This window comes from Rothia sp. 27098_8_161 (genome assembly GCF_041432905.1).
Taxonomy (GTDB): domain Bacteria; phylum Actinomycetota; class Actinomycetes; order Actinomycetales; family Micrococcaceae; genus Rothia.
The window spans coordinates 37738-55385 of sequence record NZ_JAPWAL010000008.1; the positions used below are offsets into that span (position 1 = coordinate 37738).

A 17648-nucleotide genomic window follows, 5' to 3' on the forward strand; every position below is an offset into this window, starting at 1 on the left:
GCTTTTCGCCCGGTTCTTGTGAATCGGGCGATTTTGCTATCTGCCGGTAGGTTTTGGTAGCCGACAATTCTTTAGAGCTGACGGTGTAGTGAGTAGTTGAGGAGCCACTCATGGGAGCACACAAACATCACCATGGGCACGACCATTCGCATGCCCCGAGCCCGGAGGACGCCGCTTCGATGCGTCCGCGTCTGCTGATTGCGTTCAGCTTGGCGGTCGTTATTGTGTTGGCTCAGGCGATTGGGTCGTTGGTCACGGGAAGTCTTGCGCTGCTGACTGATACGGCGCACGCCCTGGCGGATGCCTCAGGCCTGCTGGTAGCACTTACAGCGGCTTCACTGATGACCCGGCCCGCGACGTCCCGCCATACATGGGGTTTCCGGCGCATTGAGGTGCTTGCCGCTCTCGGACAGTCGGTGCTGCTGCTGGCGGTGGGTATCTACACGGCGGTGGAGGGCGTGCATCGCCTGTTCGCCCCGCCGGCGGTACCCGGCACCGAACTGCTGATCTTTGGTGTGGTTGGCCTGGTCGCGAACGCTATTGGTATTGCGGTGCTGGCTACGGCGAGGAATACGAACTTCAATATGCGTGCCGCGTTCCTGGAGGTGCTCAATGACGCCCTGGGTTCGTTGGGTGTGATTGTGGCAGCTATCGTGATTTGGCTGACCGGCTTCTATCAGGCGGATGCCCTTGCCGGTCTGCTTATTGCGGCGCTGATTGTGCCGCGTGCGATGCGTCTGATGAAGCAGACGACTGCGGTGCTCATGGAGTTCACCCCGGACGGCCTGGACCTGGATGCGATGCGTGAGCACATGCTACGCGTTGACGGCGTTGTAGAAGTGCACGATGTGCACGCCTCGATGGTGGCGACCGGCCTGCCGGTGGTGACCGCGCACGTGGTGGTTGCCGATTCGTGTTTCCGTGACGGGTCTGCGGTGGCGATTTTGGACCGTATCCGTTCATGTGTGGCGAGCCATTTTGAGGTGTCGGTGGAGCATTCAACGTTCCAGTTGGAGACTGCCGAGTTGGGTGGTCGTGAGCCGGCTTCGATTCGCCACCCCTAAGCCACCTGAAAACCCTGCGTGTATGATTTCTGCGGGCCGAAATGGCAGGGGAGTGCCTACCGTATATTTGGTAGCTCAACTACGCAAAAGATACACTCATTAGGGAGCAAAAGGTGCTCCTCACCCGCATACATTGACAGGCTTCGCAGCTTGTGGGGGATTGCCGCACTAGCCGGCCTGTAATGGCACAGCCGGCAGTCGCATCCTCGAATTGTTGACGAGAAAAACCACGATTAGCAGCAGATACGGAATACTATGCATTCACCTATTGCCACTTACCTGACCGAGACCCTCGAGTCGGTCGCTTCTGATACCTCCGGTGAGCTGGCAAACTACATTCCGGAACTTGCCGCCGTGGACCCGGACAAGCTTGCCGCGTCCATCGCCATGGTTGATGGTGAGCAGTACGCCGCCGGTGACTCTGATGTGGAGTTCACGATCCAGTCGATTTCTAAGCCGTTCGTGTACGCCCTAGCGCTCGCGGACCGCGGCTATGATGACGTGCTTGCGAAGGTGGGCGTGGAGCCTTCCGGCGAGCCGTTCAATGAGCTGTCCCTGGAAGATGACTCCGGTAAGCCGCTGAACCCGATGATTAACGCCGGCGCAATTACCACCCATTCGCTGGTGGGTCCTCCCGGTGCGACTCAGGGCGAGCGCATGGAACGCGTCATTTCTGGTCTGTCTGCGTTTGCAGGCCGCCGCCTGTCGGTGAATGAGCGCGTGTATGAGTCTGAGCTGGAGCACGCGCACCGCAACTACGCGATTGCGCACATGCTGCGCGGTCACGGCATCCTGACCGGTGACCCGACCGTGGCGGTGCAGGGTTACACCCGCCAGTGCTCGCTAATGGTGACGGTCAAGGATTTGGCGTTGATGGCGGCGACTTTGGCGAACTATGGTGTGCATCCGGTGACGGGTGAGCAGGTGGTCCCTAAGGACGTGGTGCGTCAGGTGCTGAGCGTCATGTTCACGTGCGGTATGTATAACGCTGCGGGCGACTGGGCGACCCAGGTGGGTGTTCCGGCTAAGAGCGGCGTGGGCGGCGGCATTATTGGTGCGGTGCCCGGTCAGCTGGGTGTGGCGACGTTCTCGCCGCGCCTGGATGGTCACGGTAACAGTGTGCGTGGTGTGGAGCTGTTTGAGCAGTTCTCTGATGACATGGGCATGCACGTGATGAACGTTCCGACGGTGGCTCGTTCGGCGTTGCGCGCGAACTACCAGGTCGGTTCGGGTGATGAGTCTATGCGCCTGATTCAGCTGCAGGGCCGTATCCGTTTTGCGGGTGCGGAGCGTGTGATTCGTGAGATTGTGGAATCTCCGTTAGAGGGTTCGAAGGTCGCCCTGGATGTTACTCGCGTGTACGCGGTGGATGAGGTCGCTCAGAGCATGCTCCTGGAGCTGATGCGTCGCCTGCGGAATGACGGGTACAAGGTGTATCTGATTGATAATGATGAGACGATTACTGATACGGATGCTCTACGTAGTATGGGCGTGAAGGTTCTGACGAACCCGGCGGCGGTGACTTCTGCCGAGTCGGATAGTGAGCGTGTGGCTGAGGCTGATGCTGAAGAGGCTGCGGAGGCGGCGGCCATAGAGGCGCTGAATGCGCTGGAGCCTGCTGAGGCGCAGCAGTCGGTAGCTTCAGAATCTGAGTAGGTGTGTTTTTGAGCTGGGTCGTATCTGTGCGGCTGACTGCCGGATGCGTGTTTGAAGTCCCCTTTCCGGGGTGCGTTCTGAAGGGAACGCATTGCGGGAAGGGGCTTTATTGTTCATAATGTAATATTTTGAATTTTTCGATAGCTCAGGGCATGCCCCGCTATACACTCATAATATGAACACTGTTCCACACCCAGAAACACCTATCACTCCTCGTCAATCTGCTATCGCCAACCCCGCGACTGATCACATGATATCGGGCGCCTCTGCCCGCGCCTCCATCGGTCGACGGGAACTTTTACAGCATATTGGTACCTATAGTCTGGGTACTGCGGGTTTTGGTCTGCTGGGTCTTGGACTGAGCGGCTGCACCCCGCCCGCGGCGAAAGATGCCCACGGGGCGTCGGCTGGTGGTTCTGCCTCGGGTAGCGCGTCGGGTAATGCTTCTGCGACTCCTTTGCCAACCGCCGCGGTGTCTAAGACCGCTTCTGCGACTGCTGCCTCGTCAAACCCGGTTCCCGTAGCGCGCACCTGGACTGGCCCGCAGACCGGCCTTCCCGGTGAGGGTAAGTATATTGCGTGGACGGTTGATGACGGTGCCGACCCGGAGGTGGTGCGCGCCTACGCGGAGTTTGCCCGCCGTACCGGTACACGTCTGACGTTTTTTGTGAACTGTCAGTATCCGGCATTCAAGCAGCATCGTGACCTGTTGTTGCCGCTGGTGAAGAGTGGGCAGTTGCAGATTGCAAACCATACGTATAGTCATCCGGCGTTGACGAGTTTGACGGATGAGCAGATTGTGCGTGAGCTGACCCGTAATGATGAGGAGATTATGCGGCTTTTTGGGGTGTCTTCGAAGCCGTATTTCCGCCCGCCGTACGGGTATTATGATGCGCGCGTGTTGGCGGCTGCGGCCTCGTGTGGTTTTACGCGCCCGGTTCTGTGGTACGGGTCGTTGGCGGATTCGTCTAATATTTCTTCGGCTGAGGTGTATGCCTACGCGGAGAAGTACGCTTTGGCTCAGCATATTGTGATTGGGCATTTGAATTATCGGGGTGTGGTGTCTGAGTTGGACCGTATTCGGGAGTTGTTAGATCGGCGCGGTTTGACGACGGTGACGATTCGTGATTATTACGGGTAGTGCGGAGGAGTCCTGGCGGGGGTTGTGGTGGGTATACTGGGAGGCATGATGAAGCTTCCTCAGAATCCTATCCTTCGACAGGTGTACCGTTTCCGTGAGCCGCTGCTGCTTCTGCTGTATTATTCGCTGTCTTTTCTGGGTGTGCGGTGGATGCGCACGGGGCATCCGCGTGTGGCGGCGGTGTGGTCTGTTGGTTTGTGGCTGAATTTGGTGGTGCGCGGCATGGGCCAGCTGGTGCGTATGCTGGTGCCGGTCCTGCAGGATGCGGAGGCGCGCCGTGCTCGTGCTGAGCGTGCCCGCGCCTACCAGCCGCGCTAACCCCCCTGCTACCCGCAGGTTCTTACCCTGTGCGGATTCTATGCTGACATGCTGAAGCCCCCTCGTACTAGAAATAGTACGAGGGGGCTTCGCTATATCTGGGGGCACCAGCCAGGGACGCTAGGGGAGTAGCGCCCCGACCGGGATAGCTCTAGCGGGCAGCACTAGCCAGAACCATTGCCCAGAGCCGCCGCTAGGAGCAGTTGCCGTTCATATCGCAGGACGGACCCGCCTCCGAGGCACCCGTCAGCGGGTTCAACAACTCAACCTGATGGGTCTGCTCCCACACCTGACGCAGCGCCTGCACCAGCGCCTCCGCAGGCTGCGCACCACTGACCGCCCACTTCGACTCAATCAAGAAGAACGGCACGCCGTTAATACCCAGCTGGCGCGCCAACTGCTCGTCGGCACGCACATCCGCCGCGTAACGGTCGCTCTTCAACACCGCCTCAACCTCGGCAGTATCCAGGCCAATCTCAGAAGCAATATCCAGAATCGACTCGTGATCCTGCACCGAACGGCCCTCCGTGAAGTATGCCTTCTTAAACGCCTCCTCCGCCGCCGACGCCAAACCCTGCTCCGCCGCATAATGAATCACACGGTGCGCATCAAACGTGTTACCGTAGCGTGCCTGACGCCAATTGAAATCCAAACCCACCTCGCGGGCACGCTCCGCCAACGACTCCTGGCTCGCAATCGCCTGCTCCAACGGCATCTGATACTTACCGGCAATCAGCTCAGGCAACGAACCGGCAGGATGCTCCGTAGCCGACGGGTCCAGCTCAAAACTATGCCACACCACCTCAACCTCGTCACGGTGCTCAAACTCGGCGAGCGCCTGCTCCAGGTTACGCTTGCCCACGTAGCAGAAGGGGCACACAATATCGGACCAAATATCAATACGCATAGTATCTATTCCTCTCACACTAGGACACGGCAACTGCCGTAACTGTACGACCACCTAACACCCCGGCTGCCACGTTTATTCCTGCCGGGCATGGCAAAGCCCCCTCGTGCCGCTCCGCATGGGAACCGGAGCCAAGGGGGCTTAGCACACACGATATACGCGAGCCTATCGACGGGAAGCCGCCGGAGCGGTAGTGGCAGTAGCCACAGGTGCAGTCGTAGCCTGCTGGTTTGCCGCTACCTCATCCTCATAGCGGGTGGTTGGTGCCTGAGTCGGAGCCTCAACGGTAGACTTCTGGGTAGGGGTTTCCGGTGCCTCAGCGGTCTGCTCGGGTGCCGGGGTGTTCTCCTCCGGGGTAGGAGTCGGTTCGGGCGCTGCCGCCTTAATCTCTTCCTCGGATGCGTCACCGTAGTAGTCGTGAATCGTCACCGCAGTCAGACCGCGGTCATCGAGTAGGCCCTTCACCTTATCGAGAATCGGGATGATCGTCTCGTAGTTCAAGTGACCCAGCACAATCTGCTGCGGCAGCATGTAGCGGATGCAGCGCGTGTAAATCACGCGGGCGCTCGTCTTCGCCTCATCGCCGGTAGTGCCGTTCCACATGACCGGGCGGGTAAAGCCAATCTCGCCTGCAGCCTTCAGCACCGCATCGTTGTAGCGGCCGTAGGGCGGGCGGAAGTACGGCTTTGACGAGACACCGAACATGCTCATAATTTCGTCTTCGTTACGCTGCAGCTCTTCTTTCACACCCTCAGCGTCCAGGGTGGTCAGGTCGGCGTGGCTGTAGGTGTGGTTCGCAACCTGAATCTGGCCGCTCTGAACCAGTGGACGCAGCAATGACACATGCTCCTTAAAACCGGTGTACGAAGCGTTAATGAAGAATGTCAGGCGCGTATTCGTACGCTTCGAAAACTCAGCGTAGCCGCGAATCGCCTCCGGGCTCGCGCCGTCATCAACAGTCCACGCAATATACTTGCCGTCACCAATGAGGGAATTGCCAATGCCGGGCCATTCGCGCGGCTTATCAACCGGGTTGCCAGCAGCAGCAACGGTCGGTGAATTCGTGGCTGCGGGGCGAGTAGCAGCAGTGGTCTCGCCGCCAGCCTGATACGGAGTGAAATTGCCGCTGGTGCCGTCGTAGTCATTTGACTTCTTCGAGCAGGCAGCAAGCAGCGGAAGCATAGCAGTGCCGAGCACAAAAAGTCGGCGGTTAGGCTGTGAGTGGGTCATACTCTCCAGGATAACGCCCCCACCTGCAAGGAACGAAGCTGAACAGCGAATACACCCCTAAATAATGTGCACATCACACCGCACGTTCAGCACCACAGTATTAATAGGTATAAAACTAGGTATAAGAACACAAAATTAAGAAGCCTCAAGCCGGTAACGCTCCGCTACACTAGTGGGATGGAGAATTTGGGCACTCACGAATTGCGCAACCTTGTGAACGATGCTGCCGACGAGGCAGTCAACATCGGCTACCGTGTTGCTGACCGGCTGCACAGGTGGCGCGAAAAGCACGCTATCGCCGCTGGCCGTGAGCCTATCCTCGTGCCCACCGAAGGCTACGGTCGCACCGCCTCCGACGGCAGCCCCGGCTGGGTCCGCGTCATCGCCCGCGCAGTCTACAAGACGGTCAACCTCGAACGCCTCCTGCAGGTTGTAGAAGGCACCCAAGACACCGCCAACCCTATGCGCGGCTGGCGCTCCTTCACTGCAACCGCAATGTCCGATGCACCCGTCACCATCGTCATTGACGGCACCAAGTATGAGGCGTACACCGACCACGGCGGCGTGCTTGACGTCAAACTTAGCATCGACCTCGAACCCGGCATACACGAAGTCATCATGTACGTGCCCGGCTCTCGTGCTGTAGCAACCAGCGTCTACATCGTTCCCGAAAGCCAGAAGCTCGGCGTCATCATGGACGTCGATGACACCGTCATGGTCACCATGCTGCCGCGCCCCATGGTTGCCGCCTGGAACTCCTTCATCCTCGACGAGCACGCACGCATCCCCACCCCCGGCATGGCGGTCATGACCGACCGTATCCGCCGCAGCCACCCGGATGCGCCGTTCATGTACCTGTCCACCGGCGCCTGGAACATCACCCCGACCCTGCGGCGCTTCCTCGGCCGAAACGGCTACCCGCGCGGCACGTTCCTGCTCACCGACTGGGGCCCCACCCCCGACCGTTGGTTCCGCTCCGGCACCAATCACAAGGTTGAGTCCCTACGCCGCCTCGCCGAGGAATTCCCGCAGATGAAGTGGATCCTCGTCGGTGACGACGGGCAGCGTGACCCGTACATCTACAACGGCTTCGCGGTACGCTACCCGGACAACGTGGCGGCAATCGTCATCCGCAATCTGACGGTGGGGGAGAGCATGCTCGCCTCCGGTCGCGTGTGGAGTGACTATCGTGCCGAACAGATGATGCGCTCGCCGCTGTGGATTGAAGCCACTGACGGCATAACGCTGAGTAAGAAGCTGCGTGAGCTGGGTCTGATCGATTTCTAGCCGGCCACTGCTCACCGGTTGCTAAAATCTGTGCCTATGGCTTGTAAACCCACTGTGAGTACCGTGAAATAGCGGTATCTGCGGTGGGTTTTACTGTTTCAGCGGAATTAAACAACTTAAACCCACGACACACCGGTTACTAGAAAAGAGTTAAAAATCTTTTCTACAGCTTTAATCACATAGCTTAAACCCGCTCGAAGGGGGTCAACCCTCGTCTTTAAGAAAGTCCGTTCTGCTTTAAAACCCCGCTGTTCCGCGCAAGAACGCGTGAGAGTTAAGATCTCTTTAAAATCAAGCCCGGATCTGTCGGGTTTTATGCCCCCGAAAGCATACATGAGGTTACCTGAACCTCAACTTGGCGGGCGAATGAACCCTTAAAAATCCTGACCAACTTAAACCCCACCTGTGGATAACCCGGCGTACTCCGCGAAAATCCGGCGAACCAGTCCTATGGGAAGGTGTGGATAAGCTGTAGGCACCCCCTCTTAAGTGGGTTCAGCTGTGGGTTTATCGAACGAAACACGACCCTTGCACCACATCATCTTGTGGCGAAGAAAAATCTCGACACTAGATGTAGTATTAATACTCGGTTCCACCACTACGGTACTTTTATGGGCACTGCCCTAGCGCGGGAAACCGCCACACCTCACTAGAAGGGGGCAGCGGACGGCACCGCACCTGCCGTAAACAACACATGGTGAGCCATAAACGAAACACACCCGATTCATTCACGAGATAAGCCCGCCTGAGCGGGAGAAAGTAAGAGGCATTCCCATGGTAGTGACCGTGTACACCAAGCCCCAGTGCGTCCAGTGCAACATGACCTACCGCGCCCTCGACGCGAAGGGTATCAGCTACACCAAGGTTGATATCACCGAAGACGCTCAGGCCCTCGAAATGGTCAAGTCCCTCGGCTACATGCAGGCACCCGTTGTCATTGCAGGTGACGAGCACTGGTCCGGCTTCCAGCCCGACAAGATCAACGCTCTGGCAGCCTAACAACCCTGCCGAACCCGTACAAACGGAAAAATTGGCACGGAACTCACACCGGCACACGAGATAAGGAGTACACGTTGAGTACCATCCTCACGCCCAACCCCGTCGATGAGCACGCAGAAATCCGCCAAATTCTTATGGATGCACGCAATGCTTCCGAGGGTCGAGCGACCGAGGTCCTGGACAACTCAGCGCCGCTCATCGTGTACTTCTCCTCCATCTCGGGTAACACCCATAAGTTCGTGGAGAAGATTCGTGCCCGCAGCCTCCGCCTGCCGCTACGCACCGGCGAGGACACCCTCATTCTTGATGAGCCGTTCGTGCTCATAGTCCCCACCTACGGCAAGCCTGAAGGCGCCGGTAACGTTCCCCCGCAGGTGGTTAAATTCCTGAACATGGAGCAGAATCGCAACCACATGCTCGGTGTGATTGGCTCCGGCAACACCAACTTTGGTCCGCTCTTCGGTATTGCGGCAGACATTGTCGCCAAGAAGTGCGATGTGCCCGTGCTCTTCAAATTTGAGCTCATGGGCACCGATTCAGATGTAGAAAAAGTCAACGAAGGATTGGAAGCATTTTGGACGCAAAACTGCCCTCAGCACTAGAAACTCTCGGTGCGAGCCACAGCGGCAAGAGCGTACCCGAGAAGTTCAAGGGTATGAGCTACCACGAGCTGAACGCACTGCTGAACCTCTACGATGAGGACGGCCAGATTCAGTTCGATGCCGACCGCCAGGCTGCACGTCAGTACTTCCTGCAGCATGTCAACAACAACACCGTCTTCTTCCACGACCTGGAAGAGAAGATTGAGTACCTGATCGAGAACCAGTACTACGAGCCGGAACTCTTCGACAAGTACAACTTCCAGTTCATTAAGAACCTGTTCAAGCGCGCCTATGCCGTGAAATTCCGCTTCCCGACCTTCCTGGGTGCCTTCAAGTTCTACACCTCCTACGCGCTCAAGACCTTCGACGGTCAGCGTTACCTGGAGCGTTTTGAAGATCGCGTCTGCATGGTCGCACTGCTGTTGGCAGAAGGCAACGAGAAGCTCGCCGAAGACATTGTCGACGAGATTATCTCCGGCCGTTTCCAGCCGGCAACTCCGACCTTCCTCAACGCAGGTAAGAAGCAGCGCGGCGAGCTCGTCTCCTGCTTCCTGCTGCGCATGGAAGACAACATGGAGTCCATCGGCCGCTCCATTAACTCTGCACTGCAGCTCTCCAAGCGCGGCGGCGGTGTGGCATTCGCTCTGACCAACCTGCGCGAGTCTGGTGCGCCCATTAAGAAGATTGAGAACCAGTCCTCGGGCGTTATCCCCGTCATGAAGCTGCTGGAAGACGCCTTCTCCTACGCAAACCAGCTCGGTGCACGTCAGGGTGCCGGTGCCGTGTACCTGCACGCACACCACCCCGACATCTACGCCTTCCTGGACACCAAGCGTGAGAACGCTGACGAGAAGATCCGCATCAAGACCCTCTCCCTGGGCGTTGTCATCCCCGACATCACCTTCGAGCTGGCTAAGAAGAACGAGGACATGTACCTCTTCTCCCCGTACGATGTGGAACGCATCTACGGTGTGCCCTTCTCCGACATCAACGTTTCCGAGAAGTACTACGAGATGGTCGATGATGCACGCATCACCAAGACCAAGATCAACGCACGCGAGTTCTTCCAGACCATCGCAGAGATTCAGTTCGAGTCCGGCTACCCCTACGTGATGTTCGAAGACACCGTCAACCGCGCGAACCCCATCGCCGGTAAGGTCATCATGTCCAACCTGTGCTCCGAGATCCTGCAGGTTTCTGAGCCGTCCACCTACCATGCTGACCTCGGCTACGAGACCGTCGGTAAGGACATCTCCTGCAACCTCGGTTCGCTGAACATTGCACTGACCATGGACGGAGAAGATTTCGGCAAGACCGTGGAAACCGCAATTCGTTCGCTGACCTCCGTCTCCGACCAGTCAGACATCCGCTCCGTACCCTCCATCGAGCGCGGCAACAACATGAGCCACGCCGTGGGTCTGGGCCAGATGAACCTGCACGGCTACCTGGCACGCGAGCACGTCTACTACGGTTCCGAAGAAGCACTAGACTTCACCAACATGTACTTCTACACCGTCGCCTACCACGCAATCCGCGCCTCCATGCAGATTGCTAAGGAACGCGGTCAGCGTTTCGAGGGCTTCGAGAACTCGAAGTATGCATCCGGTGAGTTCTTCGCCAAGTACATTGAGAAGGAATGGGCACCGCAGACCGAGCGTACCCGCGAACTGTTCGCTAAGCACCACATCCCCACCCGTGAAGAGTGGATTCAGCTGGCTGCTGACGTGGCACAGTACGGCATGTACAACCAGAACCTGCAGGCTGTTCCGCCGACTGGCTCCATCTCCTACATCAACGGCTCGACCTCTTCGATTCACCCGATCGCTTCGAAGATTGAGATCCGTAAGGAAGGCAAGCTCGGCCGAGTCTACTACCCGGCGCCCTACATGACCAACGAGAACCTGGAATACTACCAGGACTCCTACGAAATTGGTTACGAGAAAATCATCGACACCTACGCTGTGGCAACCCAGCACGTGGACCAGGGCCTGTCGCTGACTCTCTTCTTCCGCGATACCGCAACCACCCGCGATATTAACCGCGCCCAGATTTACGCGTGGCGTAAGGGCATCAAGACCATCTACTACATCCGTCTGCGTCAGATGGCTCTTGAGGGTACTGAGGTTGAAGGCTGCGTATCCTGCATGCTTTAGCCTGAATGCTGTGACGCATTCAGCCTGAGCTGGCACACTATAACTAAAGACTGGAAGGGGCGGTTACGGTGAACACGCAAACCGCTTGCGCGACTGGCTGAGCGCGCGTGGGACCGTAATCGCCCCTTAAGAATCGGAGAATTACTAATGAGCGAAAAGGTGAAGCTCGTCGACCACGTGGTTGAGGCTATCAACTGGAACCGTATTGAGGACGAGAAGGACCTTGAGGTTTGGGATCGTCTGACCGGTAACTTCTGGCTGCCGGAAAAGGTGCCGCTGAGCAACGACGTACCCTCCTGGAAGACTCTGACTGAGGAAGAGAAGCAGCTGACCATGCGCGTCTTCACCGGTCTGACCCTGCTGGACACCATCCAGGGTACTGTCGGTGCAGTGTCCCTGCTGCCGGACGCTGTGACCGCGCACGAAGAAGCCGTGTACACCAACATTGCGTTCATGGAGTCCGTGCACGCAAAGTCGTACTCCTCGATCTTCTCGACCCTCGCCTCCACTAAGGAGATTGACGAGGCGTTCCGCTGGGCTTCTGAGAATGAGCACCTGCAGAAGAAGGCGAAGATTGTTCTGTCCTACTACACCGGTGACGACCCGCTGAAGAAGAAGGTTGCCTCCACTCTGCTGGAGTCCTTCCTGTTCTACTCGGGCTTCTACCTGCCGATGTACTGGTCTTCGCACGCGAAGCTGACCAACACCGCTGACCTGATTCGTCTGATTATTCGTGACGAGGCAGTGCACGGCTACTACATTGGCTACAAGTTCCAGCGCGGCCTGGCGAAGGAGTCCGCGGAGCGTCAGGCAGAGCTGAAGGAGTACACCTTCAACCTGCTGTACGAACTGTACGAGAACGAGGTGGCGTACACCCACTCCCTGTATGACGGTGTGGGTTGGAGTGAGGACGTGAAGAAGTTCCTGCACTACAACGCTAACAAGGCTCTGATGAACCTGGGCTACGAGCCGATGTTCCCGGCGTCCGTGACGAACGTGTCCCCGGCGATCCTGTCGGCGCTGTCCCCGAATGCTGATGAGAACCACGACTTCTTCTCCGGTTCCGGCTCTTCCTACGTGATTGGTAAGGCTGTGAACACCGAGGACGAGGACTGGGACTTCTAAGGCTGAAATTTCTAAGTCTGAGACTTCTAAGCCCTTTCTCGCCTTCAGATATAGGCTGAGAATAAACCGAGCGGAACCCCCGCGTATCCACCGTGGATGCGCGGGGGTTCCGCCGTTTAACCGGGCTATTTAGCGTGCCGGGATGCCCAGGATTCCCCGGTTTAACCTGGCACGGAAGCGGCGGAGAAGCAGGGGAGTGAGATCGGTTTTGCCGGTTCCGGTTGCCGGAATTTTTACCTTCACCCCGTAGCATAAAAAATTATTGATATATCGGGGTGCGGGGCGTACTCTGATACGACTAACTATCAACGCAGATTTGAAAGGAACATCATGCGTTCAGTTGTTATGGAAGCCCCCGGCAAGGTTGTCGTCAACGAAGTTGAGAAGCCGACCCTGCTCGAACCCACCGACGCCATCATCAAACTCGCAGCATCCTGTATCTGCGGCTCCGACCTGTGGCCCTACCGCGGCGCACAGCCCGTTGACCACAGCGCAATGGGTCACGAATACATCGGCGAGGTCGTAGAAATCGGCTCCGAAGTCAACACCGTAGCCCCCGGCGACTTCGTCGTAGGCTCCTTCTGCATCTCCTGCGGTGAGTGCGAAACCTGCACCGCAGGCTATCCCTCCCGCTGCCTCAAGGCAATCGCAGCAGGCGATGCCTTCATTGGCGCACGCTCCAACGGCACCCAGGCAGAATACGCCCGCGTACCCTTCGCAGACGGCACCCTCGTCAAGACCCCCGCCGCACCCACCGCAGAGCAGATCCCGCACCTGATGGCGGCATCCGACGTGCTCGGCACCGGCTGGTACGCAGCAGACGCAGCGCAGGCAGGCCCCGGCAAGACCATCGTCGTTGTTGGCGACGGTGCAGTCGGCCTGAGCGCAGTCATCGGCGCTAAGCAGCTCGGCGCAGAGAAGATCATCATCATGTCCCGCAACCCGGAACGTCAGGCGCTCGCTAAGGCATTCGGCGCAACCCACATCGTGGAAGAGCGCGGCGAAGAGGGTATCGCCAAGGTTCTGGAGCTCACCGACGGCGTGGGCGCGCACGGCGTCGCGGAAGCTGTTGGCTCCCAGCAGTCTTTCGACCAGGCACTCGGCTGTGTACGCCACGGCGGTTACATCGGCTTCGTAGGTGTGCCGCACGACAGCTCCATCGGCACCGATAAGCTCTTCGGCAAGCAGGTTCACCTGGAGGGAGGCCCCGCCCCCGTGCGCAAGTACCTGCCGACCCTCATCGACCTGATTTACAAGGGTGAAATTGAGCCCGGTAAGGTATTTGACCTGGTTCTGCCTATTGACGAGGCAGCTAAGGGTTACGAGGCAATGGACCAGCGTACCGCCACCAAGGTTCTGCTGACTATGCCGTAAAGCCGATCGTATTGCCGGTTCTTGTGCTTTCTTGCACCGGCAACCGGCATGTAAGAGCTACTGATCCCCGCACTGACCCTGCTCGTTCCACGTGAGAGTAGGGCCCCGGTTGCGGGGATTAGTGCATTAAAAATTGAGTTTATTCGCCACCTTCCGGCGAGGTGAGGGACAAATGAGTGAGCCAAGGCATAGAATAAAAGAGCATGATTCGTACAACTCGAAGGATGACAATGACGAAGAAGCCTTTCCCTTCCGACCTCGAAATCGCACTTGCCGCCGATCTTTGGCCTATCAATAAGATCGCAGCGGACAACGGCATCAGCGAAGATCGCCTTGAACCCTACGGCAAGTACGTCGCTAAGGTCCTCCTCGACGAAACCACCAACGCAGAGACCGCCCGCAAGCGCGGCTCCAAGTACATCGTGGTTACCGCAGTAACCCCCACCCCCCTCGGTGAAGGTAAGACCGCAACCTCCGTCTCCCTCGCACAGGGCTTCGCCCAGACCGGCCGCAAGGCAGTCCTCGCTCTGCGTCAGCCCGCAATGGGCCCGACCTTCGGCATCAAGGGCGGCGCAGCAGGTGGCGGCTACTCCCAGATCGTTCCCATGGAGAAGCTGAACCTACACCTGACCGGCGACTTCCACGCCGTCACCGCAGCACACAACCTGCTTGCCGCCATGATTGACAACCACCTGCACCACGGCAACGAGCTGCGCATCGACCCGCGTGCAATCGAGTGGCGCCGCGTTATCGACATGAACGACCGCTCCCTGCGCAACATCGTCGTGGGCCTGGGCGAACGCATGGACGGCGTGGTCCGCGAGACCGGTTTTGACATCACCAGCGCCTCCGAAATCATGGTGATTCTCTCGCTGGCAACCTCCTTCAAGGACCTGCGCGAGCGCTTGGCAAAGATCGTTATCGGCCTGAACTACGACGGCGAGCCCGTCACCGCAGCCGATCTGAAGGCTGACGGCGCAATGTCCGTCATCCTGGCAGACGCTATCAACCCGAACCTGCTGCAGACCCTGGAGCACACCCCCGCTCTGATTCACGCCGGTCCCTTCGGCAACATTGCAACCGGTAACTCCTCCGTGGTCGCAGACTATGTTGGTCTGGAGTACTCCGACTACGTGATTACCGAGGCTGGCTTCGGCGCAGACATGGGTGCGGAGCGTTTCTTCAACGTCAAGTGCCGCGTCTCCGGCCTGAAGCCGGACGCAGCAGTGCTCGTTGTCACCGTGCGCTCCCTGAAGTCCCACTCCGGCCTGTACAAGATTGTTCCGGGCAAGCCTCTGCCCGAAGGTATGTTGCAGGAAAGCCCCTCCGACGTGGAGAAGGGCGCAGAGAACCTGAAGAAGCACATCGAGATTGTGCGCAACTTCGGTGTTCAGCCGGTTGTGGCAATCAACGCCTTCCCGACCGACTTTGAGTCCGAGCACGAGACCATCCGCCGTATCGCTGAGGAAGCTGGCGCTCGCGTCGCTATCCACCGTGGTGTGGCTGAGGGCGGTAAGGGCACCACCGACCTGGCCAACGTGGTTGCTGAGGCATGTGACGACGTTTCGGACCTGAAGTACACCTACGATCTTGAGGACTCCATCGAGACCAAGATTGAGAAGGTTGCCACCAAGGTCTACGGTGCGGACGGCATCTCTATTGCTCCCGCTGCCGCTAAGCAGCTGAAGCGTTTCGCTGAGCTGGGCTACTCGCACCTGCCGGTGGTTATTGCTAAGACTCACCTGTCCATCTCGTCGGATGCAACTCTGAAGGGTGCGCCGACCGGCTGGACCCTCCCCGTGCGTGAGGTTCGCCTGGCTGCTGGTGCTGGCTACGTCTACGCTATCTGCGGCACCATGCGCACTATGCCGGGCCTGAGCAAGAGCCCCGCAGCTGAGCGCATCGGCTTCGATGAGAACGGCGTGATGGTCGGCCTGTCCTAAGGCGACTGTGTTAGCTAATCTATAGCTAGTGGAGGCGGCGCTCCTTCCCCACAGCGGGGGAGAGGCGCCGCTTTGCTGTGCCCGGCAGTTTACCGTGCCCGGTACCGGCAAATGGGGTGAACACCCAGGGTGGTTGCCGGTGAAAGGGGGAGCGTATTGGCGTTTTCGGTGTTGAACGGTGTGGTACTGAAGGAATCTAAAACCCCTAGTGGAAGGGGATTGTAACCTTTCATGGAGACTCGAATGAGGCCTCTGCGGAGACTGTAAATGGTACGTATGGGTTAATAATTGGGCTCTATGCTTGCTTGAGTGTCAAGTTTTATCAACAATCTATAGAGGTTGATTTTTAGTGACACACTATCTTGTATTTTGTGAAAATATATTTTTGACTAGGTGTTTTGCTCTTTGAATGGAGTTTCAGTGGGTGTGCCCAGTGAACCTGAAGGTAGGGCTGCTGTTATCGTTTTGTTATAAAAGCTCTACTTCCGCGGAATACCGGGCTAAAACCGGGGATTGAGCCTTCAAAATTACTAAGTGTGAAGCTTGGGTCAAAGGTGTGCAGAAGCGCCAAATGGGGGAAATATTAAACCTATTTTAGGTGAAATAAGTCACGCCAAAACCCGTAAAATGAAATTGGTACGTATGGATAGCCAAAAAATACCTATTTTTATTACAGAACGATTATATTGAGACTCAAGTCGCCAAAACCGGCTCCCCGCGCCAAATCGAGTGGCAAAACAATCCCAAAAAGTTTGCTACCATTAAGTCATCAAGTAATCGTGAGATTTCCAAAGTCCTCGGGTTGCTTGTGTTTGAGTGAGTGATAGATACCCCTGGGTGTCATGAGAAGCGACTGTGTATCGATGCGCAGTCGCTTCTCTGTTTAACTTTGGAATTTCACTGGAGTCTCAGATAGACGGGACCTGGCTAGAGCTTGTTCCGAGCGTGCTCCAGTATCTGTTCCCTGTGCATCCCGCACAGTCAATGCCGAATGCGCTCACAGGGAAGTGCTCTATATAGACTCCTCCTGCAATGTGGGAACCCCTACACTGGAACTATGACTACTTACCCCGAACCAACCCTCATCTTTGAAAACCCCGAACTGACTGTCCGAGCGTTCAGCGTCTCCGAGATGGACAACAGCGTCTACCTCATCACCATGCGCGCCACCGGTGAGCAGGTGCTTATCGACCCCGCAGACGAGGCAGAAGAACTCTATGCCTACACCCTCGATGCGCTTCTGAACGATTGCCCGCAGCTGGAACTGACTGACTCGGAAGACCGTCGCGTGCGCGTTATGGAGAAGGAAGAGGACTTCAACTCCCTTAGGCCCCGGGCAGTCGGTCTGACCGGCATCCTTGTCACCCACGGCCACTGGGACCATATTCGCGCTATTAAGGAGCTCGACCACCTCACCGGTGCCGTCACCTCCGCAGGTGCAGCTGACGCAGCCGCTATTAAGGAGCAGGAAGACTACACCGTCGAAGAGGAGCTGGCCGGCGGCGAAAGCTTCGACTTCTACCGCTCCGACACCGTCATCCGCTCGCTGCACGTGCCTGGCCACACCCCCGGATCCATCGTCTACACCCTGGAAACCAGCTGGGAAGACGGCACCCCCGCAACCCTGCTATTCACCGGTGATACTCTCTTCCCCGGCGGCGTGGGCAAGACCGACTCCCCGCAGCAGTTCGGTGAACTCTTCTCCAATGTGCTCGAAAAGCTCTTCGGCGGCTTTGAAGATGACGCAATCGTGCTGCCCGGCCACGGCCGCTCCACCACTCTCGGTGACGAGCGCCCACACCTGGAAGACTGGGCAACCCGCGGCTGGTAAACCGTGCCTGTCAGTCCG

General features: G+C 57.8%; 14 protein-coding genes. 12 read left to right on the forward strand and 2 right to left on the reverse strand.

Annotated elements, in window-relative coordinates; translation table 11 throughout:
- Window positions 1–110: 110 nt before the first annotated feature.
- The 4 genes from O3648_RS04445 (at window position 111) to O3648_RS04460 (ending at window position 4179) form a co-directional block, all read left to right on the forward strand.
- Window positions 111–1064: a cation diffusion facilitator family transporter gene (locus tag O3648_RS04445; protein WP_371568708.1), complete on the forward strand. Its 954-nt coding sequence runs from the start codon at window positions 111–113 to the stop codon at window positions 1062–1064.
- A gap of 255 nt (window positions 1065–1319) precedes the next feature.
- Complete coding sequence (locus O3648_RS04450) at window positions 1320–2720, forward strand: glutaminase (RefSeq protein WP_279740094.1); 1401 nt, start codon at window positions 1320–1322, stop codon at window positions 2718–2720.
- 175 nt (window positions 2721–2895) lie between these two features.
- Window positions 2896–3861 (forward strand): polysaccharide deacetylase family protein, encoded by a 966-nt coding sequence (locus tag O3648_RS04455; protein WP_280927027.1) that lies wholly within the window; start codon window positions 2896–2898, stop codon window positions 3859–3861.
- A gap of 45 nt (window positions 3862–3906) precedes the next feature.
- Complete coding sequence (locus O3648_RS04460; RefSeq protein WP_371568713.1) at window positions 3907–4179, forward strand: hypothetical protein; 273 nt, start codon at window positions 3907–3909, stop codon at window positions 4177–4179.
- Between the two features lie 193 nt (window positions 4180–4372).
- On the opposite strand, the gene O3648_RS04465 is transcribed toward O3648_RS04460, so the two are convergent.
- The gene (locus O3648_RS04465; RefSeq protein WP_371568715.1) at window positions 4373–5086 is read right to left on the reverse strand and encodes a DsbA family protein; all 714 of its coding nucleotides are present in this window, start codon (window positions 5084–5086) and stop codon (window positions 4373–4375) included.
- Between the two features lie 165 nt (window positions 5087–5251).
- Window positions 5252–6316, reverse strand: coding sequence for a polysaccharide deacetylase family protein (locus tag O3648_RS04470; RefSeq protein ID WP_279740087.1), 1065 nt, complete (start codon window positions 6314–6316; stop codon window positions 5252–5254).
- Between the two features lie 177 nt (window positions 6317–6493).
- Here O3648_RS04470 and O3648_RS04475 point away from each other — a divergent pair, with 177 nt between their 5' ends.
- From O3648_RS04475 to O3648_RS04510, 8 genes are all read left to right on the forward strand, one after another.
- Entirely contained in the window at window positions 6494–7603 is a 1110-nt protein-coding gene (locus O3648_RS04475) for an App1 family protein (protein ID WP_371568718.1), read from the forward strand.
- Between the two features lie 774 nt (window positions 7604–8377).
- Window positions 8378–8602 carry a glutaredoxin-like protein NrdH gene (gene nrdH, locus O3648_RS04480; protein ID WP_005505794.1) on the forward strand — a complete coding sequence of 75 codons (225 nt, stop codon included), beginning with the start codon at window positions 8378–8380 and terminating at the stop codon, window positions 8600–8602.
- 74 nt (window positions 8603–8676) lie between these two features.
- Window positions 8677–9204 (forward strand): class Ib ribonucleoside-diphosphate reductase assembly flavoprotein NrdI, encoded by a 528-nt coding sequence (gene nrdI, locus O3648_RS04485; RefSeq protein WP_279754130.1) that lies wholly within the window; start codon window positions 8677–8679, stop codon window positions 9202–9204.
- Window positions 9177–11357, forward strand: coding sequence for a class 1b ribonucleoside-diphosphate reductase subunit alpha (gene nrdE / locus O3648_RS04490; protein ID WP_279740076.1), 2181 nt, complete (start codon window positions 9177–9179; stop codon window positions 11355–11357). The genes nrdI and nrdE overlap by 28 nt, the downstream gene beginning before the upstream one ends.
- 147 nt (window positions 11358–11504) lie before the next feature.
- Window positions 11505–12482: a class 1b ribonucleoside-diphosphate reductase subunit beta gene (gene nrdF / locus O3648_RS04495; RefSeq protein WP_049352870.1), complete on the forward strand. Its 978-nt coding sequence runs from the start codon at window positions 11505–11507 to the stop codon at window positions 12480–12482.
- 330 nt (window positions 12483–12812) lie between these two features.
- Entirely contained in the window at window positions 12813–13856 is a 1044-nt protein-coding gene (locus tag O3648_RS04500; protein WP_279740073.1) for a zinc-dependent alcohol dehydrogenase family protein, read from the forward strand.
- A 230-nt stretch (window positions 13857–14086) separates the two neighbouring features.
- Window positions 14087–15799 carry a formate--tetrahydrofolate ligase gene (locus tag O3648_RS04505; RefSeq protein ID WP_279754127.1) on the forward strand — a complete coding sequence of 571 codons (1713 nt, stop codon included), beginning with the start codon at window positions 14087–14089 and terminating at the stop codon, window positions 15797–15799.
- A gap of 1057 nt (window positions 15800–16856) precedes the next feature.
- Window positions 16857–17630, forward strand: coding sequence for an MBL fold metallo-hydrolase (locus O3648_RS04510; RefSeq protein WP_279788989.1), 774 nt, complete (start codon window positions 16857–16859; stop codon window positions 17628–17630).
- The last annotated feature ends 18 nt before the right edge of the window (window positions 17631–17648 follow it).